The organism is Staphylococcus sp. 231237_7MaSpsaltlick (assembly GCF_043107035.1).
This window is the reverse complement of sequence record NZ_JBICNX010000005.1, coordinates 38,450-60,471: the sequence shown is the minus strand read 5'-3', so window position 1 is coordinate 60,471 and position 22,022 is coordinate 38,450. Positions and strand designations below refer to the sequence as shown.

Below are 22,022 nucleotides of genomic sequence, written 5' to 3'. Positions count from 1 at the left end.
CAATAGCATGACAGAATTTGACTTATCTACTCGAGAAGGTCGTTGGAAACATTTCGGCTCCGTCGACCCTATTGAAGGAACTAAACCAACCGTAAAAGAAAATATGAAAGACTTGCAAAGCACTCATAAAGACTTCTTATTTGAGATAGAAGAAGTCGGCATTAAAAACCTTGTTTATCCTGTACTTGTTGATCGTTTCCAAACTGCTGGAAACTTTAGTTTCTCAACAAGCCTTAATCAAGATGAAAAAGGTATCAATATGAGCCGTATTTTAGAAAGCGTAGAAAAACACTACCATAACGGTATAGAATTAGACTTTGACTCACTTTATCAACTGCTACGTAGTTTACAAGAAAGCATGAATCAAAATGCTGCTGGCCTAGATGTATCAGCAAAGTGGTTTTTTGATCGACACAGCCCAGTAACTCAAATTAAAGCTGTAGGTCATGCAGATGTTACTTACGGCCTAGCAATAGATAAAAAAGAAGTAACACGTAAGGAAATCACAATTCAAGCTGCAGTAACGACACTCTGCCCTTGTTCTAAAGAAATTAGTGAATACTCAGCTCATAACCAACGTGGTATCGTAACTGTCAAAGCATACATCAATAAAGATGTTGAACTAGTAGACGATTATAAAGGAAAAATTCTTGATGCCATGGAAGCTAACGCAAGCTCTATATTATACCCTATCCTCAAACGTCCAGATGAAAAAAGCGTTACAGAACGCGCTTATGAAAACCCAAGATTTGTAGAAGATTTAATTCGTCTAATCGCTGCAGACTTAGTCGGTTTTGAATGGCTCGATGGATTCGATATAGAATGTCGTAACGAAGAATCTATACATCAACATGATGCTTTTGCAAAATTAAAATACAGAAAATAAAATTTAGACATTTAAAAAGTGTACAAAACGTCGATATTAACCAGACTTTTTGTACGCTTTTTTTGTTTGCATATATAATATATTTTTTATGTTTTGGTAGTATAAGTGACACTTGAGTAAAATTTTAGTATGTTAGATTAAAAATTTTAACATCTATTTAAGCTGCACTTCTCTATTTTTAAAACAATAAATACTAAGATTTAAATTTAGCTAATGTTCTATATACGATTTCCATATTAAAATGATTATGATAGTAACTTTAAATCAATTTTTATACGATAAGTGTGGGGTAATGAAAAGATGGACTATAAAATTAAACTTCATAAACTTATAAAAAGCACTGATTATAATTTAAGTACGCCACACTTTTTAAATATTTATTGGGTCTCAAAGGGCGATGTCACTTTACTAAAAAACGATATCTTTGAACAATATATTGCTGGTGATATTTTTTACGTCCATGATTATGAATATACCGAGCTTATATCTATTGATGCTGACTTACTTTGCTTATCAATAAACAACTACCATTACATAAATGATATCGAACAAACAATGTCCAAAACCATTGTTACACATCTTGAAGCGCACCGTATACTAAAATCACAATTTACAAATCTTTTTTCAACTTTGACGGAACAAAGTCATATACCTAATCAAGCATTTTTAACACTTTTAACAACTATACATACATTAAGCATGTGTAACAATCAACTTGGATATGAAGCAAATAATTATAAATATGCGCTAATTAAAAACGTGACAATTTACATTCACAATCATATACAAGATAAATTAAATTGTCAGCAAATTGCCGAAATATTTTTTGTAAATGCTAGCTTTTTATCTCGAACTTTTACAATGATCGTAGGTAGTACATTGTCACAATATATTGTTGCTGCAAAAATTCATTTTTCTAATTGTTCATTATTGAACGGAGATACATTAGAAGACGTCTGGAAAATATATCATTTCCGTACTTTTCAAAATTATTTGCAACAATTTGAAAAAATTAAAGGCTATGCTCCCTATCAATCTTTTAATAAATAAAACGTATTAAAGGCATAGTCAATATGGATGCGCACTATAAAGTGAACCAATAAGACAAATCTTTATACAAAGTTTAAAAAGAATTGAGAGGGTAAATATGGATACAATTTATTATGAAGAAAATAGAAATACAATTAAAAGAGCACTAAAGAAGAATTTAGACATGTCGTTTTTAGAAATTGTAATTTTAGAAAAGCTAAATTACCTCAATAAAGAAAAAATTGATGCTGTAGAACTTAAAAAACACTTAAATATAGAAAATACACCAATATCAGTACAAATTAATCACTTAAGTGACTTAGGATTGTTTAAAAAATCAAGAGACGTTTATGATGAAAGACGCATTTTCTTACATGATATTGATTTCTCTAAAATAAAATCTATTATTAAGCAATATCATTTAATAGTCGATACGATATTAAGTAGAAAAAGCTAATCAACCAAGTTTATAATATAAATAATGGGCTGGAACATATATGTTCCAGCCCATTATTGTGATGTAGAGTATTATGTAGGATTTTTGCTTCCTTTTATAACTATTTTACACTGATTAACAGCACCATTTTAGTTCATAAATGAAATGGTACTCTCACCCTATTTTAAATGTTCGTAAGGACTGTTTTTAACGAATGAGATTATTTGATCTACAAATAGACGTGCACGTAATTGGAACTCTTCATTATCTAAGTATAATGTACCATCTTCAAGTTTTTTGTAATCTGTATCATGAGTAGCGATTTGTGTTGGTACCGCTATACCTAACAACGTTCTAACAATTAACCTTAAATGTGATAGTGGTTCAGAACTTACTATACCCCCACTATTACCAATCAAGCCAACTGGTTTCATTTTAAAATCATCCATTGTTAAATGATCTAATGCATTTTTTAAAATACCAGAATATGAACCGTGATAATTCGGACTACCTAACACAAAGAAGTCTGCTGCTCTCGCTTTTTCCTTTAATATGTTTAAATTGTTTTTATAATCTTCACTTGGTTGTGAAGCACCAGATACATCAAGTTGATGGATTGGACGTTCTGCCAAATCGAAGATATCGACTTCAAAATCATGTTCTTCAAAATGACCTTTTAAATATTTTGATAATGCAGTAGTATGCGAACCTAATTTCGCGCTACCTACTATAATTAAACCTTTCATTTATTACTTCACCTCATACTATTTTTCATTGTTTTCTTGGAGTAGTTTCATTATTGCTTTACCAACACCGCTTGCTTCATTAGAATCTGTTGCGTATGTTGCTACTACTTTCACTTCTGGCGCAGCATTTTCCATAGCAACAGAATATCCTACACGTTCAAGCATTGAAATATCGTTCATATTATCGCCGATTGCCATAACATTTTTCATATCAATGTTTAGTCGTTCAGCAATTGTTTCTAAAGCTATACCTTTTTGTGCATCTGAATGCGTAATTTCAATATTACCTCTAGATGATGAAGATATTGCAAGACTTTCTGATTGTGCTAATTTTTCACTGACACGGTCAATTTTAGACAAATCGCTATCAAACGCTAAAATTTTCATTACAATTTCACCAGGTGTATCTTCAATCTTGTCATAATTATCTACCACTTTTAAAGTACCGTTATCAATACGTTTTTGGATGCCCGCTTTAATCTTTTCTACATCCGCATTTTGTCCTGCACGTTCAGCAATATCTATATAAATTTCTAAGTCACGCTGTGGATTTTCTGTATATATACCTAAGTTTGTGTACACTTGGTAGTAGATATCTTCATTCTTAAGTTCATGCGTAATTCTATTGATTAATTCACGGTTCAAATTAGAAGTACTCATGATGTTAAATGATTCATCTCTCACTTCAGCGCCATTCAAACAAATATACGGCATTTTTAAATTTGTTTGATTTACAGGCGTGTTTGCTTCATAAAAAGCACGACCTGTTGCTATTACAACAGTAATCCCTTGTGACTGCGCATATTTAATGGCTTTAATATTCTCCTCGGATATTTCATGTGCGGCATTAAGTAACGTCCCATCCATATCTGTAGCAATTAAGTTTATCATTCGTTTACCTCGTTCCCTTCTTAGATCGATTACACAAATTTAATTACATCTCATTCTCATTTGCCATAATTTTGTAACACATTCTTATTCTACCAAAAGTTTAGTTATTTGTATTATCGGCTGTTTGTATGATTTTTTTCTTTTTTCTTATGTTCTTAAAAAATTCAGTCAATAATTGACTACATGCTTCTTCCATTACACCTCTTTCTACTTGTGCACGGTGGTTAAACCTAGGTTCTTGTAAGAGGTCCATTAGACTACCCGCACATCCGCCTTTGGGATCCTTTGCACCATATATCACCTGTGGAATACGGCTCATTACAATGGCACCAGCGCACATAACACAAGGTTCTAATGTCACATATAGTTGGCATTCTTCCAGTCGCCAACTATTTAAGAGCTTTGATGCTTTTTGAATAGCAAGATATTCTGCATGTGCGGTTGGGTCTTTTTTTGATTCTCTTAAATTGTGTGCTCTTGCAATAATTTCATCATTTTTAACAATCACAGCACCAATAGGTACTTCACCTATATCGCCAGCTTTTTTAGCTTCTTCAATCGCCATTTTCATATAAAATTGGTGATTTGTCATGTGTCTCACACACCTCACATATGGTACAATATTTAATGTCTATTTTAACATTGGAGCGGAAAATATGAAAAAACATTTTATCGCAATTGAAGGTCCGATTGGAGTCGGAAAATCTTCTTTAGCACATAAACTCAGTCAAACTTATAAATATTATGAAGAAAAAGAAATTATTACAGAAAATCCTTTTTTATCAGATTTCTATGATGACATTTCAAAATGGAGTTTCCAAACAGAAATGTTTTTCTTATGTAATCGATATAAACAATTTCAAGATCTTGCTTTAATTAATAATGGGATTGTTAGCGATTATCACATATATAAAAATAAGATATTTGCGAATAATACCTTAACCACATCAGAATATAATAAATTCTCAAGAATATACGATATTTTAACCGAAGATTTAGAAATGCCGAATGTTATCATCTTTTTAGATGCTGATTTAGCAATGCTAAAAACACGTATTGCACATCGTAATCGTAGCTTTGAACATCAAATTGCAGATGATTATTTATTAAATCTAAAGCGTGACTATAATGCTTATTACGAGTCTCTTAAATCAGAGGGCGCTCGCGTTATACGAATCGATACTACTCAACTTGACTTTGTTAAGTATGATGAAGATTATAATTATATTTTAGAATTAGTGAAACCACTTATTGGAGGACATGAGCATGAATAAATATGGTATTCCACAAGATGCTGTAATTACTATCGCTGGTACAGTAGGCGTTGGCAAATCAACATTAACAAAAGCTTTAGCAGAACGCTTTAACTTTAAAACGTCATTTGAAAATGTCGATAATAATCCCTACCTCGATAAATTTTATAATGATTTTGAACGTTGGAGCTTCCATTTACAAATTTATTTCTTAGCAGAACGCTTTAAAGAACAAAAACGAATGTTTGAATACGGTGGCGGTTTTATTCAAGACCGTTCTATTTATGAAGATGTTGATATTTTTGCCAAAATGCATGAAGAACAAGGAACAATGAGTTCTGAAGACTTTCAAACTTATTCTGAACTCTTCAACGCTATGGTAATGACACCTTACTTCCCTAAACCAGACGTCTTAATTTATTTAGAATGTGATTATGACGATGTAATTCAACGAATTAAGCAACGTGGTCGTCAAATGGAAATTGAAACAGATGTAGCATATTGGCAAAAATTATTCCAACGCTATGAAGATTGGATTTCCGAATTTAATGCGTGCCCTGTTGTTCGAGTAAACATTAATGAATATGACTTACACGAGGATCCCGAATCATTAAACCCAGTTATCGATAAAATACGTCATGTCATTGACACATACCGTAAAGTTGATCAACGTTAGCCTCTAACATTACATAAAAAGTCACTCCACTAAACTTTTAGTCGGAGTGACTTTTTATTCAGGTATCGTAATTTATTCAATATGACTTCGATATATAATTTTTTCAATTTCATCTTCAGTCACGTATTTACTATAGTAATATTCATCTGTTTGTACTAAGCCAAAGGTGCTAGCCTTATCTTCATCTTCGGTACCAATATATAATTGCCCCTCAGTATCTTGATAGAGATCAAAAACAGCACCACCGTATCTCGCTTCTTGATACAGTGCATACATTTCATCTATATCATCTCGTGCAACGTGTTTAAAATACAACGCGTGTGCAGTGTGGTTTGTCGTATTTGCTTTAAAACCATGCGCTAAAGCTCGCTCGTCTTCAGTGACCAATACAACTTCATTACTAATAATTTCCACTACTTTATAAGTTTCACCTTGATAATCGGCATATTTACCATCAATCATCTAATCACCTCGACACTTATATTAAATATAAAAAAATCATAATATACGTTACGTATATTATGACATAATTTAGTGGTTAAGCCTATTGATTTATTATTTCCACAATATCATTTGCAGTTTCTACTATGTAATCCGCATTTGTAAATTCTTGTTCCAAACCCACACCCGTTAAAACAGCAATTTTCAAGCCTAATTCCGCATTAACACCTGTTTGCATATCATTTGCAGTGTCACCTACCATAACTACATCTTGAGGCGCTACATCATAATAATCAAATAACGGATTAAGTACTTCTGGATTTGGTTTTTCAACTGCGTTTGCTTCTGTTGAAATAACCACATCAAAGAAATGATCGAATTTCGTAATTTCTAGAAACTGCTCCACACCTTTTTTAGAATCACTTGTTACAATACCCATCTTATAACCTTGGCGTTTTAAGGTTTCAAGTGTCTCTTCAATACCTTCTACCAAGACATTTTCTGGAACACGGTTATCTACAAGTATTTGACTTCTACTTTGTGCCCATTTAGTAACATCTTGGCCTGCAATATCACAGAACGCTTTAACCATTTCATCTAAGGCACCTGAAGCCATGATTGTGCCTGGTTGAATTTCTCCATCGACAACACCTAAATGCGCGTAAGCCGCTTCTTTATCTCCAATTTCATCTTGGTAAACTTCCATAAAATCATCTACAAGTTGTAAACCAATCTTCATCCAACTACGATCAAAATATATAATCGTGCCATCTTTATCAAATAAAATCCATTTCATCGCTAGAACAGCTCCTATAGTTTCACACTATCTTTGTTTTTAAAACCTATTTTATTTTAATATAAAACTAACTTTGTATACAAATAATGAAACTGCCTTCGTTATATTATTTCCTTTTGTTCTTATAGTCGATCACTACTAACCATATTAAGGTTACTCCAATAACTATAGCGAAAGCGATAAACTGAAAGATGCCTAAATGTATCGACCCACCTTTGATATTATAGATATCCATTACTCCCATTAAAAAAATAAACAAAGTAATTTCAAAGTTCAAAATAACAACAAAAGTTATATGCGTTTTAATCGCCTTCTTTGTCGGTTGTTCGCCTCTTAAGTTAATATCTAGTTTTATAAGTTTTGGATAATATTTATACAATGAATACATTAAAAACCATATCATCAAACCTACCAAAGGAATGGCAAACAATGAATTTCTATCACCCCATCCATCTGGATGATTGTATAAATCATAGTGAATTGGCACCGTTTTAGGCAAAGCATTATAATTTATCAATATATATAGTAGTAACAAGATAAGCATAATAAAACTGGTAATGTTCAATATTTTATTCACGTCGATGTTCCTTTCAAAAACAACTTTCACTTTAATAATGATTGCATTAAACACTATTTTTTAAATATTTAATGTTTTAAAAAGTTGTGTTACTATTTTGATATGAAGGTATTTTCTTAAAAATTTAGTTTTGTTTATTTTCAAACATTTCAAAAAGGAGGTTTGTTTTATGGGTTACGCAATTACTTTTATTATTGTTGCCGTATTAATCGGGTTATATTTTGCTAAAAGAGAAAAACAAATGTCTCCATCTAGTTGGTTTAAAGGTATTGGTGTCATTGTAGTTTCTATGATTGTCGTTAGTGGATTTTATCATATAGATGATATAAAAAAAGGTGCTAAAGATGGTATAAAAGAGGAAAATCAATCTCAGTCATCTTCAAAATAATAATTCTATTGGAATACATTTTATCAAATCATACATAAAGCGAGGCTGGGACATACATTGGTATGTCTCAGCCTCAAATATTATATTAGTTATTACAATTTACTCTCATAATTTAGATTATTGTTCAATAATCATTATATTTTTGTGTGGTTTAGTATCTTGGTACAACGACTCTCCAACCTTGTGGATCTTCAAGTTTACCACTTTGGATACCAGTATAATTATCATATAAATTTTGAGTAACTTCACCAGTTTCATTATTATTAATAACAATTTCAGTTTCACCATATTTTAATTGACCTACTGGTGAGATAACTGCTGCAGTACCCGTACCAAATACTTCTGTCAATTCACCTTTATTATGCGCTTCAATAAGTTCATCGATAGATACTCGACGTTCCTCCACTTCATAGCCTAAATTTTGCGCTAATTCAATTACAGTTTTACGTGTAATACCTGGTAAAATACTACCATTTAATTCTGGTGTTACAAGTTTACCATTTTCTACGAAGAAGATATTCATACTACCGACTTCTTCTACATATTTTTGTTCAACGCCATCTAACCACAATACTTGGTCATAGCCTTGTGCTGATGCATTCGTTTGTGCTAATAAACTAGCAGCGTAGTTTCCAGCAACTTTTGCATGGCCTACACCGCCACGAACAGCACGCACATATTCATCTTCTACATAAATTTTAGTTGGACTTAACGACTCCCCACCATAATATGAACCTGATGGTGACAAAATAATTAATAATTTATATGAATAAGAAGGGCGTACGCCTAAAATACCTTCTGTGGCAAAAACATATGGACGTATGTATAACGATTGACCTTCACCTTCTGGCACCCAATCACGTTCTATATCTACTAATTGCTTCAACCCTTCTAACACTGCCTCTTCATCAACTTTCGGCATATCTAATCGTGATAATGAATTATTAATACGTTTAAAGTTCTCAGAGGGACGGAATAAATCTACCTCACCGTCATGCTTGTAAGCTTTCAAACCTTCAAATACTGCTTGGCCGTAATGTAAGGCTTGTGCTGCCGGAGAAAGTTCAATTGGTCCATAAGGCACAATCTTTAAATCATGCCATCCTTGATCAATATCGTAGTCGAAACTTAACATATAATCTGTAAAATATTTCCCGAAACCTAAATCACTTGGATCCGGTTTTTCTTTAAGTGTTTCTCGTTGTACAAATTCAATTTTTTCTGACATGATTTTTCCTCCTAATGGTATTTCTTTGAGTATTACATTAAATTATATCAATCCAACGAGTGCTGTTCAATAATTTTCAAAAAATTTAAAATAAAGAAATAATAAGGGAGAGGAACAGAAAACAATTTTAATACACTGTTTTCGTTATACTCACCTCCCCCTTAATATGACGATTGAAAGTTTGAAAAGATTTATATAATAGGTGCACCTAAGCTAAAGTTTCTGCATAAGTGCCTAATTTTCATAACTGGTAAAATGCTGTTTTATAACTGTTTCATTTTCATTGATCTTAATATTTTTATTAATAATAATAGCGTAGACATGTTATCAAATTCAAAATTTTGGCAACATATCCACGCCGTATTAGACTTTCTATACGCTTAACAGACGAAAATAAATAGTATTTAGTTATAATTTATAACAGCAAACGCTCCATTTTTAATTATCATCATAGCTGCTTGAATTTTTAAATTCTATTGAATAACAGCTGGTATTGTTTTATCTTACTTCAGCTGTTTCTTTACCTTCGATAGCATCTAACATCACTTTAGTCATTTTGTTTAAATCGTATTGTGGATCAAAGCCCCATTCTGCTCTTGCACAACTTACATCAATACTATCTGGCCAACTATTAGCAATTGATTGTCTCACTGGATCTACATTATAGTCTAATTTAAAGTCTGGGTAATATTCTTGAATTGCTGTTTTAACCATTTCTGGTTCAATACTCATCGCACTTAAATTATATGCATTACGGTTAATTAATTTAACACCGTCTGCTTCCATAAGTTGGATAATGGCATCGATTGCATCTTCCATATACATCATATCCATGAATGTGCCTTTTTCAATAAAGCTTGAATAACGTCCTTCTCTTACAGCTTTAAAATAAATATCAACCGCATAGTCTGTTGTGCCGCCACCTGGCTCTTTAATATGTGAAATTAAGCCTGGAAATCTTACACTGCGTGTATCAACACCGAACTTTTCAAAGTAATACTGACATAACAATTCACCTGCAACTTTATTCACGCCATACATTGAAGTTGGACGCTGAATCGTTACTTGTGGTGTATTTACCTTAGGTGTTGATGGACCGAACGCACCTATAGAACTTGGTGTAAAGAATAATAAATCATGCTCACGTGCAATCTCTAAAGCATTCATTAATCCCCCCATATTCAAATCCCATGCAAATAACGGGTTTTTTTCAGCAGTAGCGGATAATAAAGCAGCCATGTGCATAATCGTGTCCGGCTTAAACGATTCAACAAGTGCATTCATACGTGATTTATCAGTCACATCCAATATTGCAAATGGACCATTTGCAATTGCAGCATCAGCTTCTGGCTCTTTAATATCAGTAGCTAAAACATTGTCATTGCCATATAATGTTCTACACTTCACAACTAATTCAGTTCCTATTTGTCCTAATGCACCAGTAATAATAATTTTTTTCATATTTATATCTCCCTTGTATATTACAGAAATTGTAATGTATTTTCCCAGTGGACAATACCCCTATTTTCAACAATATTATACTATAAAAACGCTTTTTTGTATACTTTGAGTGAACATTCGCTTTGAATTTTAGCAGTGTAAATCGCTAATGTCTACTATTTAGCCATTACATTCTTCACTATTTCTAGTTGCTATATCTCTATTTAATATAAAATTTATCTAGTAAATTGTGATAAAATTCAACGTTTGACACAGGTATTATATGTTGGTATAAGTTATTTAATAAGTATTTATGGAGATGATAATATGTTGCATACAAATGCCACATTGTTAATACAAAGTTTTCGAGTAAAATAGTCGATGCTTTGTAAAACTTTTTCTTTTCACAGAGCATCTATCTTATGCATACAGTTATTAAAATGTGAGAGGAATATCAAATTATGAAAAAACAACTATACCCTTATCAGTTTAATTATATAAAAGAACATGTCGCGCATTTAATCAATGTGTACAATTCAGTCAATGACCTTAATACTATCACTTCTATCCAAGAGGCTACACGTGAACAAATTCTCAATACGTTTCAAAAAGTAGATTCACATATTCAATTAGAAGTTGAAAAATTAATGAATTACCAATTATCAAAAATGCAAGCTGAAAAAATCTTAAGTACACTTCAAGGTTATGTTTTGCCTTTCGAACACCCTTCTAAAAAACAAGTAGATAAGGTTTTTAGAAAAGTAAAGAAATTGAAAACACCACTTATCAGTAATGAAGTGCTATTAGAAAGTACATTTATTGGTTGGAACGATGTGGCTTCCAATAGAAAATATATAATCTATTATAATGATTTTGGAAAATTAGATGGGTTTTATGGGGATATTTCAAACCAAACAGTTAAAGGCTTTTGTTCAATTTGTAATAAGGAGTCTCGTGTTACCTTATTCATGAGGAAAACACGCACCACTAGTGATGGACAATACACTAAAAAAGGTGATTATATATGCTTCGATAGTACAGTTTGTAATCAACAAATCTCTGATTTATCCTACTTTTATCATTTTCTCAATAAAATAAAATAATTAAAAAGCAGAACCTATAAGGACTTCAATGTCACCCTATAGGTTCTGCTTTATTTTGCGATTATTCATTTTCTTAAATATTCTATAAATCTCTTTATTGTTTGTTCATTAGTTCTATCTGATTGTGTAAGTGCCGTAAAATAAATATAATAATCAAACGGGGAGCCAATAGGCAACATTTCTATCAAGCCATTCAATATAAACGGATCATCTTCCAACATCAAACTTGATACAATACTTATCCCTAAACCCTCTGACACAGTTTTAATTAACACACTTGGATTATTAGTACGGAACACAATTTTCAAGGGGCCATTGTCATCTTCAAATTGCTTGAAATTGTGATGGTAGAAATTGCGATCGTACAAAACAAAAGGATATTCACTAATCGCTTTCATATCTACCGTGTTTTGCAATGATAATTTTGATTTTTTAGGCACAATCAACCTAAAATCTGTAGCAATATTCAATGAATGCGCTACAATGTGCTGTCCAAACTGTTCATTTTCAGCTTTACCAATCAATCCTATATCAACTACCTGAGCTTCAACCATTTTTAAAATGTCATCTCTATCACTTTCGATTACTTCCACTTCAATATGTGGATAATCTCTCTTAAATGCAGATAATGCTTTAGGAATAATTTTATTGAATAGTGTAGGTATCGTAGCAATTGTTAATGAACCCTCGATATTTGAATGCATCGCGTCTACCTCAGATAATAATTCACTACGCGCTTCAATAATATTAATCATTAACGGAATCAGTTTCTTCCCAACTTCAGTTGGCAAAGTTCCTTTACGTGATCGATTAAATATTTTATATCCTACTTCTGATTCTAGGTTTGCGATTGACTGACTCATCGCAGATTGACTGATATGCATAATATCTGCTGCTTTAACGATTGATTCCGTTTCATATATTTTTTGAATATAAGTTAATTGTTCAAAGTTCATTATCCCACCCCCTTTTATATAAGCAATACTTATACAAATATCATAAATTCTAATTTTACATTAGCGTATATTAATCATTATAATATATAGTGCATGAAAAATTAATTAAAGGACGGTCTTCGTATGTATGATAAACTCTGGTCAAAAGATTTTATCTCCATTACAATTGTAAATTTTTTAATGTATTTGATTCATTATACATTAATCGTTACAGTCACCATATTTACTATTGATAAATATCACGCTTCAGAAAGTATGGGAGGATTAGCGGCAGGCATATTTATTATCGGCATGCTATTCGGACGTTTGGCTTCTGGACGTGTGATTGACAATTTGAAACCAAAAAAAGTGCTGCTCTTTGGGATTATCTTTTCTATCATAACTGTTGGCTTGTATTTCGCAATTCATAGCCTGTTAATATTAATGATTGTACGACTATTACATGGAATTGCCTTTGGATTATCTTCAACTGCAACCGGTACGATTTCATCAAGAATTATTCCAGAAAAGCGCAAAGGCGAAGGTATTGGTTATTACGCACTTAGTGTAACAACTGCATCCGCGATTGGACCTTTTTGTGGCATAATATTAAATCGACAATTTGGTTTCCAATCTATCTTTATAGTTAGTCTTATCGTTATTGTCGTCGCTTTAATTGTGGCATTATTAATCAAAGGGTTACCAAAAGTATCTGTCCAAACATCTAATACTGAGAAAATTACAGGCGTGGCTGCATATATTCAAAAAGAAGCCCTACCAATTTCATTTGTTATTATTTTCGTAGGTATTGCTTATTCAAGCGTTTTATCATTCTTAACGGTTTACACAGAACAAATCAACCTTGCCACTGCATCAAGTTTCTTTTTTGTTGTTTATGCAGTGAGCACCTTTGTAACTCGCCCATTTACAGGTAAGATTTACGATAATTACGGTGAAAATAAGGTCATGTACCCTGTGTTAATCAGCTTTACCTTCGGTCTAATACTATTAAGTCTAACCCACACAAGTATTTTATTACTCATTGCTGCAATATTTATTGGGATCGGCTATGGCACGATAGTACCAACTGCCCAAGCCATCGCTATTCAACAATCACCTACAGATAAAATCGGCTTAGCGACATCTACGTTTTATATGTTTGCAGATTTCGGCGCAGGCATTGGACCATTTGTGCTAGGAGTTGTCATTCCATTGATGGGATACCGAAATCTATACTTAACTATGTCAATTTTAGTAATTGTTTCGATAATACTTTATTACTTTATGCATGGTAAACAACGTGCTCGTCAACCGTATTAATATGTTCTAAATTGTATAAAAAGAAAGGAACAACAATATTGTCTGAATCACAGTTTTACAAAATGCTGAAATCGACTTAGATCAAACTTTTACAGCTTTTTACAATTTATAACAAAAAAATCAAGAATATAGTAAGTTTTTCTATGAAGAAAATAAACGTCAAATTCTCTTGAGATATAGAATTTGACGTTTTCTTTGTTTTCATGAAATTTTGTAACTCTTTTTGCTACTATATTTTGCATTAACGCGCTATTCCACTACGCATTGTAAATTTTCTCTCAAAGTTGTTCCCGTGTACGCTTTTCTAAATAAGCCACGCTCTTGCAATATAGGAATTACTTTATCAATAAAAGCTTCAAACATATCTGGATAAGTAGGCGGCATAAGCGTAAAACCATCACAACATTCCTCTTCAAACCATTCTTGCATCATATCTGCAACTGTTATTGGGTCTCCAACAATTGTCTTATGTCCCATCCATGTACTTACACGCTGTGCTAGTTCTCTTAATGTAAGCGATTCTGTTTCTATAGTATTTCTTATTGCTTCATAACGCGCTTTCGACACAACTTTTGTCGGTAATTTATCAAAAGATGGTAAAGGGGGGACTACAGCATCAAAATCCCATCCTTCAACACTTTGCCCTATACTTTGTTCAATCTGCTTAATTTTATCATTCACATCTATGAAACTATCTAGTGCCGCTCTTTTTTCTTCAGCTTCTTCCATCGTATCTGCAACATAAACAGTCAAACCTGGTAAAATCAATGGTCTACCCTCAGACTTATTAAGCTGTTCTGTTCGTTTCTCAATATCTTTCAAAAATCTCTTAGCGTCTGCCTTGTTCCAAGCTACTGAAAAGATCATATCTACTGCTTTCGAAGCAAAATCACGACCTGGAAGCGAAGTACCAGCTTGACACAAAACCGGATATACTTGAGGGCTAGATGGTAAATTAATAGGGCCTTTTATCTTAAAATAGTCTCCTTCATGATTAATTTCATTTACTATAGACCACTCTATACCTCTGCCAGATTTTCTATCATTAATTAATGCATGACTGTCAAACGATTGCCACAATTGTTTCAATACATGTACAAATTCTTCTGCTTTTTTATATCTTTCATTTAAAGGAGGAAGTTGAGTCATTGAATGATTACGTGCTTCATTGTCAAATTGTGAGGTAACAATATTAATACCGGCCCTCCCATGACTAATATGATCTAAACTACCTATTAAGCGTGCTGCATTGTATGGATCATAAAATGTAGAAGATAACGTAGCTATTAATCCAATATGCTTAGTGATTTGTGAAATAGCCGTCAATGTAGTGATAGGTTCTAAAAAATAAGATAAATGTCCTGTATTTTCTTGGGAAATATATTGTCCATCCGCTAAAAATATAGCATCTAAACAACCACGTTCTGCAATTTTAGCAATTTCTTGTTGGTATGTAATTTGGCCTATTTCATCAATCTTAGAATGCTCTAGTCTCCATGAAGCAGGATGTAAACCTGTACTATAAATAAGTGAAACAATATGCATCTGATTCTTCATAATATTGTCTTCTAATCCCCTTATTATTATGAAATTTTTATCACTATAATCTTACAAAGTAAGATATTACGAAAAAATTCACAATGTTTTAATTACACATAGTATATAAAAACAATTACTTTTATGCACTTAATTCAAATAATTTTTACACATAAAGATTAAAATGTTCAAATAAATAAAACATTAAAATAGCTACTAAATTCTTTAAAGAAATTGAAGTTAGTAGCTTAGAATTATTATTTTATTCATTTCACTTCAGACATAAAATATATTTTTAATACTTTAATTTTTATCTTTATATTTTGGGAAGTAACCTAATATAAATGCTACTCCTGAAAATATTGCGGCTAAAATAATAGCAGGTGTTAACAACATATCATTTACTTTTATAATAAATTCTCCGTTAAGCATAATTAATCCAAGTAGTTGTGCACTTACCATAATAAGTGCCGTTACAATTGAAAGTAATAAGAAAATTGCGAAAATTTTTTCTAGTAATTTTTCCATAAATTTTATCCTCCCCATATTGGCAATATACCCATACCTATAAGCCAACCTATAATAATTACAGGCAGTGCATAAAGTACAATCAACATGCCAAATGTTTTTTCAGGTTTAGCATCAACAATCCCTGAAGCAATATAAATAGATCCTGAGGCAGGTGGCATTTGTGCCGATGTAGAAGCAAACGTCATCACTACTACTGCAGAAATTAATGGCGAGAATCCGCTTGAAATTAAAATTTGATAGGAAACCAGCCCTACTGCCGTAAGCGTCCCAGTAGATGTTAAAGGTCCAGCAATAATTGTAATACCTACACCTATGAGTAATAGCGTTAACCAAGCTGGTGCATTCGCCGTTTCTATAAGAAAGGCAATATTATTTGATAAACCTAATTTAGTTAAAACTTCACTCGCTGCAACAGCAAAGAATATTAAAGCACCAATTGTAGTAAATCTCGGTATTGAAGCTTGAATAAACTTCATAAACTCCGGTACTGTTTTTGGTAAATTTTTTCTTCCTAATATAAAGGCGATAGTAATCATTAAAGTTGGTATCCATACAACGATATCTATACTATCTAATGATTTTTCTCCTATTGATGGTATACTTACTAGTTTTTCCCCTAATGGTCCAATTGTTATAGCTAAAGGAATAATGGCGCCAATATATAATAATATCGAAGTCCATCCTCTTTTAAATGAACTACTTAATGGCTCTAATTCTTCAATAGAGAATGCTTTTATATTCTGCTTCTTTACAAAGAACCAAATCATTAATAATCTGTGGACAAGTTGATATAATGATGCAATAAACAATGCAATATAAAACTCACCAACGCCTACCGCCGCAGCAACTGGAGCGAAGCCAAGTATGATAAACATTGAAGTAGTTGGTGGAAATACGGATGCTATACCACCATTCCCAACCATGACTGATGCGGCAATCTCTTTCTTCCATTTATTTTTCAACATCCAAGGTCCTGTAATTGAACCAGTGGCAGCCGTATTACCGGAATCACCACCTGACAGCGTGCCTAATGCAACTGACCCTACTGCGTCCATATACGCTGGCGCTCCTGGAATCTTTCCTACCATAGAATTTAAAATCGCTAATAGCTTTTCAACAATCCCTAATTTATCAATGATATATGCCATAAATACAAATGCTAGTGCAGCATAAAGCACTGAAAATGTTGCCGCAAATGAAAAACCATTTGCAAGTAATCCTAAAGCTTCTTTGCCACCTAAAAGACTTGACGCGATAAACCCAATTAATGACGCTTCTCCTAAATTCCTTTTTAAGAAAACGCTCCATATAATTAAAATAGATACAAAAATTAATAAAGCCAATATCCCCATATACATGCCTCCTATTTATTTTTGATTGTAAGCCTTTATCACGTTACACCAATCATCAACTTCATCTCGTAATTTATTTTCTAAATTTGATTGAGTTATATTTTTCAATTTTTGAATCGTAGCTTTAGTCATTACAGGTTTGATGTGATGGTGTTCTAAAAATTCACTTACATTTTTCATTTCTTTCTCACGGCGCTGTGAATGTTTTACGTTACTTTTTATATATCTACTTATAATTTCTCCAAAGTTATCTTTATCCATCGTACTGGTGATAGATTCATATATTTCTTCTGTAATATCAAGTTGTTCTGCAGATGCCATAACTTCAAATAATAATGCAGACAATCCTTTTGTAAATATACTCCTCACAAATTTAAAATTAGTAGCATCGCCGACTTTTTCATTTAATTTAGTAATATTCATCCCAATTTGATAACCTAACTCTATAAACTTATTTGTTTGTGTTCCAGATGCTAATATAGGCACTTCATTTTGATATACTTTTAATGCACCAAGTATTGCAGCATCTATGATTGTCATGCCTTTGTTGTACATCATTTCATTCACCTTATTTTTCTCTTCAGAACTAGCAGTTGTTAGATCTACTAGTACTGTTTCATTAGCAACAACATCACTTATTTCTGACCAAGCTTCTACAGTTTTTGTCGCAGGAACAGCAACAAATAATATAGATAACGTTTGTTTTGCTACAATTTCTGCCTTTTCAACGTAGTTAATCTCGGTTCTTTCAGATAACTTTTTAGAATCTGAGCCTATCAGTAATGGATCATAAGCATATATACGATTTACTTCATGTTTACTAAATCCTTTAGACAATTCTTTTCCAACTTCTCCAAACCCTATAAATCCTATATTCATTTTATCCACCCCTATTGATTTTCAATATTTTCTCTTAACCAGGACGGCTCTATTGTGCTTTTGTCATACCCCTGTTCCAAGCTAAATGACATTATAGTATTTAATCTTTTTTCTTCATATATTAATTTTTCTTCTGCTTTTACTATAAATTCTTCTGCTTTTTTATAAGGGATGATTGCAATACCATCCTCATCTGCAACTACAAAATCATATGGATTTACTAAAACTCCTCCACATTGAATTGGTATATCAAATGCACCTGGTCCATTTTTTCTCGGTCCTTTAGGTATAAATCCATTTGCGTAGATTTGTATATTCATACTTTCTAATTCTTTTTTATCTCTAATTAAGCCATCAATAATTATTCCCTTTATACCAAGTTTTTCTGCTGCTGCTGCCATCAAGTTCCCCATATAAGCTGAAGTTGTAGAATCTTTTCCTTCAACAATCAATATTTCTCCTGGTTTTGCCTCATATATTCCAAGGTGCAAGTAGAGATTATCTCCTGGATAAAGTGATACCGTTCTTGCTTGCCCGACAAGAGGTTCCTGAAAATTAACTGGCTTTAATCTATGATTCATAATATTTTCAAATTTCATGCTATCTGCAATTAACGTTGAACTTAGCTTCTCTAAACGCTTTAAAATCTCATCATTATTACCATTCATTGAGCCACCATCCATTCGTAAAATTTATTACATATAACTTTTTATTTGTAATATTATTTACAAAGTTACCACTTGCCTAAACAAATGTAAACCCTTACATAAAAAATTACATAAAAAAACAAACCATTATATTTTTAAAATGGTTTGTTTTTTAGTTATTCGTGTGATATTTTATTTGTTTTAATATTTCATTTATATCATCTAAGCGACTTGAATTCTTCTTAGTTTCTTTAACTGCCAAAGCATTAATCAAGTAATCAATTACTACAAGTGACAATATCGGTGAATTGTGAAAAGCTAAACTATTAGAATCACAAGGTAGAATTACATCTGCGTAATCAACCAATGGAGACGAAAATGTATCTGTTATTACAATAATCTTCACACCTTTATTTTTGGCGATTTTCACGAAATCATTAATACGCTTAGCATATCTAGGATAACTAATCGCCACTAACACATCTTGAGCATTCATTGACACAACTTCATCTACCCAATCTGAAGTATCCGCTACTATAAGGTTACAGTTGCCTTTTATTCTATTTATATTTTGTGAAAAATAATGACCTGCAGGCAAGCCACTTCTCACACATGTACAACAAATAAGATTAGCATTTTCAATTAAATTTATAGCTTTATCCAAAGTTTGCTCATCAAGTTGGTTTGAAAATTGTTGTAATTGTGTAGCATGAAAATTAACCGTTTCTGTCCACAAATTATCTTTCTCTATATTTTGTAAATTAGAAGTTAATCTAGACTGAGGTGCTTTTCCATCTTTTATAAAATTTTGAATGTCTCGTTGCAACTCTGTATAACCAGAGTAACCTAATTTACTTGCGAGACGCATAATTGTTGTAGTACTGGTACCAACTTTCTCAGATAATTCGTTTATAGTATCAAACATAATATCTGTTGGTTCTTTAGTTATAAAATTGGCTGCCTTTCTTTCTGATTGAGATAAGTTTTTTATATTTTCTTTAATTTTTATAAAAATGTTATCTTTTGACATATACTCAATCTCCTCGTAATAAGTAATTAAATTCGTATTTGTTATCTGAGAAAATTATAGATAAATTTCATACCTAACATAATTAACGAATGTAAAATAGTTAGATTTATAATAACATATAGAGATATACACAACATGTAATTTTTCGATGTAACGTCATATTCATTTATAGTAAATACACTTATTCAATTACTATAAATAATCTTTCAGCTACTTAACTTCACTAAATATAAATAACAAAAAGGATGAGATTCCTTATTTAAATCAGGTTTTATCCCATCCCTCAATGTTGTTATTTTATGCTAAATTTTGCTCTAACCTTTTAATTTCTTTACAAGTGAAGATTTTAATCCCACTAGTCCAATTTTATCAACTTTCGCGTCGATGTCATGGCCATCGTCAGGTTCAACTATTTTTATACTTTTTACTTTCGTACCTTGTTTGATTACAAATGATGTACCTTTTACTTTTAAATCTTTAATAACTGTAACAGCATCCCCGTCAACTAATTCCTGCCCATTCACATCTCTTGTAATTTGAGCTTCTTTGTTTTCATCATTTTCAGCTTCAGACCATTCGTGACCACACATAGGACAAACGAATAAATTTCCATCTTCGTATGTATAACTTGAATCACACTCTGGACAATTAGGTAAAGTATATTCCATGCTTAAACCTCCATTAAATTATTGACTTGCTTTTAATCTACCATATTATAAAATATATCCTCTATTTTCTCTACTTTTTTATTAAAATCGTCACTTATTTTTCTCATCTAACTAAACTGTTAAAAAGTCGATATACCATATTTTTCTAATAATACTAACGTCATTGTCTTCTTATCTTTTTCAATCAATATAAAGAAATATGTTTATTTACATTAATAAGTGGAAAATTACTTGTGTCACAAATCTTAAAGGAGGTTTTTATAATGAGTAAATTTGACGAATTTAAAGACAAAGCAAAAGATAAGGTTGACGAAGTAAAAAACGACAAAGATAAGCAAAAAGAAGTGAAAGATCAAGCTTCAGATAAAGCAAAAGACTTAAAAGATAAATTCTAATTTTATAGACTAAAAAATAAAGCTGGGACATTAAATTTAATGTCCCAGCTTTATTTTGGTTTTAAGCGACAATTATCACAATAAAAAATCAAACTGCTAAAATCATTACTTAGTTTATTGAATTAGTTGCACTTATACAATCGTATAGTCTTTATTTTTTGAAGTTCTACTAAATTTAAATTTTTAACCTAAATCAAGTTGTGTTTCTACTTCATCTTTTATACTGTCCAAATCACATTCACTTTGGTCTAAGGTTTTTCCTGTTTCTGCAACGTTTTTTATACTTTGCATTTGGAACTGCCAACCCGAAAAGTCTAAAATGATATGCGGAAAATCAAACGGTAAAAACTCATCTAATATAAGCACTGTTTCACGTCCACTATCATACAAATCAAATCTTACTGCACCGGTGTCCCATGTGTAACCAATAGCTACATTATCTTCGAAAGCAGTAATTTCCATCTCCATATCGTCTTGTTCATCCATATGAAATGTCATCTTGCCACCAACTTTTCGTTCCTTAAATGATAATTGAGGAAACCATTTCTGAACACCCTCAGTCGTGCTTAATAAACTAAAAACAGTTTCACTATCTTTTTCAATAGTTAGTTTCAGTGTTTGATAAGCACCTTGATCGTCCTTAGCATATACAGCCTCCATCTCAAACTTACCTCCTCTCGTACATCAAAAAATTTAATGAATATCATTAAATTTCATCATAATGCCTACAATGAGTTATTTAAACTTTGAATAGTACAGAAAACATTTTTGTTAAAATAGTGTCATTGTAATAATTCATCCTTAGCAAAAATGCCCCAGAGTATAATGTTTTTGACCAA

Annotated in this window: 26 protein-coding genes; 9 read left to right on the top strand and 17 right to left on the bottom strand. The window is 31.9% G+C overall.

The features are described from left to right. The first annotated feature begins 7 nt into the window (after nucleotides 1-7). The 3 genes from folE2 (at nucleotide 8) to ACF91D_RS10885 (ending at nucleotide 2,372) form a co-directional block, all read left to right on the top strand. Nucleotides 8-886 carry a GTP cyclohydrolase FolE2 gene (gene folE2, locus ACF91D_RS10895; RefSeq protein ID WP_039068917.1) on the top strand — a complete coding sequence of 293 codons (879 nt, stop codon included), beginning with the start codon at nucleotides 8-10 and terminating at the stop codon, nucleotides 884-886. 300 nt (nucleotides 887-1,186) lie between these two features. After that, nucleotides 1,187-1,936 (top strand): hypothetical protein, encoded by a 750-nt coding sequence (locus ACF91D_RS10890; protein WP_069792784.1) that lies wholly within the window; start codon nucleotides 1,187-1,189, stop codon nucleotides 1,934-1,936. Nucleotides 1,937-2,033: 97 nt separating this feature from the next. Beyond that, a complete protein-coding gene (locus ACF91D_RS10885; protein WP_039068919.1) occupies nucleotides 2,034-2,372 on the top strand; it encodes a transcriptional regulator, SarA/Rot family in 339 nt (112 codons plus the stop codon). Nucleotides 2,373-2,530: 158 nt separating this feature from the next. Here ACF91D_RS10885 and ACF91D_RS10880 read toward each other — a convergent pair whose 3' ends face one another. From ACF91D_RS10880 to tadA, 3 genes are all read right to left on the bottom strand, one after another. Continuing rightward, a complete protein-coding gene (locus tag ACF91D_RS10880; protein WP_039068920.1) occupies nucleotides 2,531-3,097 on the bottom strand; it encodes an NADPH-dependent FMN reductase in 567 nt (188 codons plus the stop codon). An 18-nt stretch (nucleotides 3,098-3,115) separates the two neighbouring features. After that, nucleotides 3,116-3,988 (bottom strand): Cof-type HAD-IIB family hydrolase, encoded by an 873-nt coding sequence (locus tag ACF91D_RS10875; RefSeq protein ID WP_039068922.1) that lies wholly within the window; start codon nucleotides 3,986-3,988, stop codon nucleotides 3,116-3,118. Nucleotides 3,989-4,088: 100 nt separating this feature from the next. Further along, entirely contained in the window at nucleotides 4,089-4,580 is a 492-nt protein-coding gene (tadA, locus tag ACF91D_RS10870) for a tRNA adenosine(34) deaminase TadA (RefSeq protein WP_039068923.1), read from the bottom strand. A gap of 64 nt (nucleotides 4,581-4,644) precedes the next feature. Between tadA and ACF91D_RS10865 the strand changes: the two genes are divergently transcribed. After that, complete coding sequence (locus tag ACF91D_RS10865; RefSeq protein WP_039068924.1) at nucleotides 4,645-5,262, top strand: deoxynucleoside kinase; 618 nt, start codon at nucleotides 4,645-4,647, stop codon at nucleotides 5,260-5,262. After that, nucleotides 5,255-5,917 (top strand): deoxynucleoside kinase, encoded by a 663-nt coding sequence (locus ACF91D_RS10860; protein WP_039068926.1) that lies wholly within the window; start codon nucleotides 5,255-5,257, stop codon nucleotides 5,915-5,917. Before ACF91D_RS10865 ends, ACF91D_RS10860 begins: the two co-directional genes overlap by 8 nt. 72 nt (nucleotides 5,918-5,989) lie before the next feature. Here ACF91D_RS10860 and ACF91D_RS10855 read toward each other — a convergent pair whose 3' ends face one another. The 3 genes from ACF91D_RS10855 to ACF91D_RS10845 form a co-directional block, all read right to left on the bottom strand. Next, complete coding sequence (locus tag ACF91D_RS10855; RefSeq protein WP_107550104.1) at nucleotides 5,990-6,379, bottom strand: hypothetical protein; 390 nt, start codon at nucleotides 6,377-6,379, stop codon at nucleotides 5,990-5,992. Nucleotides 6,380-6,461: 82 nt separating this feature from the next. Continuing rightward, nucleotides 6,462-7,154, bottom strand: coding sequence for an HAD family hydrolase (locus ACF91D_RS10850; protein WP_039068928.1), 693 nt, complete (start codon nucleotides 7,152-7,154; stop codon nucleotides 6,462-6,464). A 106-nt stretch (nucleotides 7,155-7,260) separates the two neighbouring features. After that, entirely contained in the window at nucleotides 7,261-7,731 is a 471-nt protein-coding gene (locus ACF91D_RS10845) for a DUF1648 domain-containing protein (protein ID WP_327620816.1), read from the bottom strand. A gap of 169 nt (nucleotides 7,732-7,900) precedes the next feature. On the opposite strand from ACF91D_RS10845, the gene ACF91D_RS10840 reads away from it, so the two are divergent. Beyond that, the gene (locus ACF91D_RS10840) at nucleotides 7,901-8,119 is read left to right on the top strand and encodes a hypothetical protein (protein ID WP_208182286.1); all 219 of its coding nucleotides are present in this window, start codon (nucleotides 7,901-7,903) and stop codon (nucleotides 8,117-8,119) included. A gap of 151 nt (nucleotides 8,120-8,270) precedes the next feature. Here the strand turns inward: ACF91D_RS10840 and ACF91D_RS10835 are convergent, their stop codons facing one another. Together ACF91D_RS10835 and ACF91D_RS10830 are read right to left on the bottom strand one after the other, a co-directional pair. Beyond that, nucleotides 8,271-9,347 (bottom strand): branched-chain amino acid aminotransferase, encoded by a 1,077-nt coding sequence (locus ACF91D_RS10835; protein WP_039068931.1) that lies wholly within the window; start codon nucleotides 9,345-9,347, stop codon nucleotides 8,271-8,273. A gap of 498 nt (nucleotides 9,348-9,845) precedes the next feature. Next, nucleotides 9,846-10,808 (bottom strand): NAD-dependent epimerase/dehydratase family protein, encoded by a 963-nt coding sequence (locus ACF91D_RS10830; RefSeq protein ID WP_101093915.1) that lies wholly within the window; start codon nucleotides 10,806-10,808, stop codon nucleotides 9,846-9,848. A gap of 440 nt (nucleotides 10,809-11,248) precedes the next feature. Between ACF91D_RS10830 and ACF91D_RS10825 the strand changes: the two genes are divergently transcribed. Continuing rightward, on the top strand, nucleotides 11,249-11,890 hold the full coding sequence (locus tag ACF91D_RS10825) for a FusB/FusC family EF-G-binding protein (protein WP_069792790.1): 642 nt from the start codon (nucleotides 11,249-11,251) through the stop codon (nucleotides 11,888-11,890). Nucleotides 11,891-11,955: 65 nt separating this feature from the next. Here the strand turns inward: ACF91D_RS10825 and ACF91D_RS10820 are convergent, their stop codons facing one another. Then, nucleotides 11,956-12,846: a LysR family transcriptional regulator gene (locus tag ACF91D_RS10820; protein WP_069792791.1), complete on the bottom strand. Its 891-nt coding sequence runs from the start codon at nucleotides 12,844-12,846 to the stop codon at nucleotides 11,956-11,958. A 123-nt stretch (nucleotides 12,847-12,969) separates the two neighbouring features. On the opposite strand from ACF91D_RS10820, the gene ACF91D_RS10815 reads away from it, so the two are divergent. Continuing rightward, a complete protein-coding gene (locus tag ACF91D_RS10815; RefSeq protein ID WP_327620817.1) occupies nucleotides 12,970-14,145 on the top strand; it encodes an MFS transporter in 1,176 nt (391 codons plus the stop codon). A 249-nt stretch (nucleotides 14,146-14,394) separates the two neighbouring features. On the opposite strand, the gene ACF91D_RS10810 is transcribed toward ACF91D_RS10815, so the two are convergent. From ACF91D_RS10810 to ACF91D_RS10780, 7 genes are all read right to left on the bottom strand, one after another. Continuing rightward, nucleotides 14,395-15,702, bottom strand: a complete 1,308-nt coding sequence (locus ACF91D_RS10810; RefSeq protein WP_107549973.1) for an NtaA/DmoA family FMN-dependent monooxygenase — start codon at nucleotides 15,700-15,702, stop codon at nucleotides 14,395-14,397. A gap of 282 nt (nucleotides 15,703-15,984) precedes the next feature. Beyond that, nucleotides 15,985-16,209: a hypothetical protein gene (locus tag ACF91D_RS10805; protein WP_318760349.1), complete on the bottom strand. Its 225-nt coding sequence runs from the start codon at nucleotides 16,207-16,209 to the stop codon at nucleotides 15,985-15,987. Between the two features lie 5 nt (nucleotides 16,210-16,214). Continuing rightward, nucleotides 16,215-17,564 (bottom strand): TRAP transporter large permease subunit, encoded by a 1,350-nt coding sequence (locus tag ACF91D_RS10800; protein WP_081325005.1) that lies wholly within the window; start codon nucleotides 17,562-17,564, stop codon nucleotides 16,215-16,217. A 15-nt stretch (nucleotides 17,565-17,579) separates the two neighbouring features. Continuing rightward, nucleotides 17,580-18,443: an NAD(P)-binding domain-containing protein gene (locus ACF91D_RS10795; protein WP_069792795.1), complete on the bottom strand. Its 864-nt coding sequence runs from the start codon at nucleotides 18,441-18,443 to the stop codon at nucleotides 17,580-17,582. Nucleotides 18,444-18,454: 11 nt separating this feature from the next. Further along, on the bottom strand, nucleotides 18,455-19,111 hold the full coding sequence (locus ACF91D_RS10790; protein ID WP_069792796.1) for an RraA family protein: 657 nt from the start codon (nucleotides 19,109-19,111) through the stop codon (nucleotides 18,455-18,457). Nucleotides 19,112-19,262: 151 nt separating this feature from the next. Beyond that, complete coding sequence (locus ACF91D_RS10785) at nucleotides 19,263-20,120, bottom strand: MurR/RpiR family transcriptional regulator (protein WP_107548822.1); 858 nt, start codon at nucleotides 20,118-20,120, stop codon at nucleotides 19,263-19,265. A 314-nt stretch (nucleotides 20,121-20,434) separates the two neighbouring features. Next, nucleotides 20,435-20,788: a zinc ribbon domain-containing protein YjdM gene (locus ACF91D_RS10780; RefSeq protein ID WP_039068944.1), complete on the bottom strand. Its 354-nt coding sequence runs from the start codon at nucleotides 20,786-20,788 to the stop codon at nucleotides 20,435-20,437. Between the two features lie 263 nt (nucleotides 20,789-21,051). Between ACF91D_RS10780 and ACF91D_RS10775 the strand changes: the two genes are divergently transcribed. Beyond that, entirely contained in the window at nucleotides 21,052-21,183 is a 132-nt protein-coding gene (locus tag ACF91D_RS10775) for a hypothetical protein (protein WP_017723505.1), read from the top strand. Between the two features lie 183 nt (nucleotides 21,184-21,366). Here the strand turns inward: ACF91D_RS10775 and ACF91D_RS10770 are convergent, their stop codons facing one another. Then, nucleotides 21,367-21,843: an SRPBCC domain-containing protein gene (locus ACF91D_RS10770; protein WP_101093912.1), complete on the bottom strand. Its 477-nt coding sequence runs from the start codon at nucleotides 21,841-21,843 to the stop codon at nucleotides 21,367-21,369. Nucleotides 21,844-22,022 lie beyond the last annotated feature (179 nt).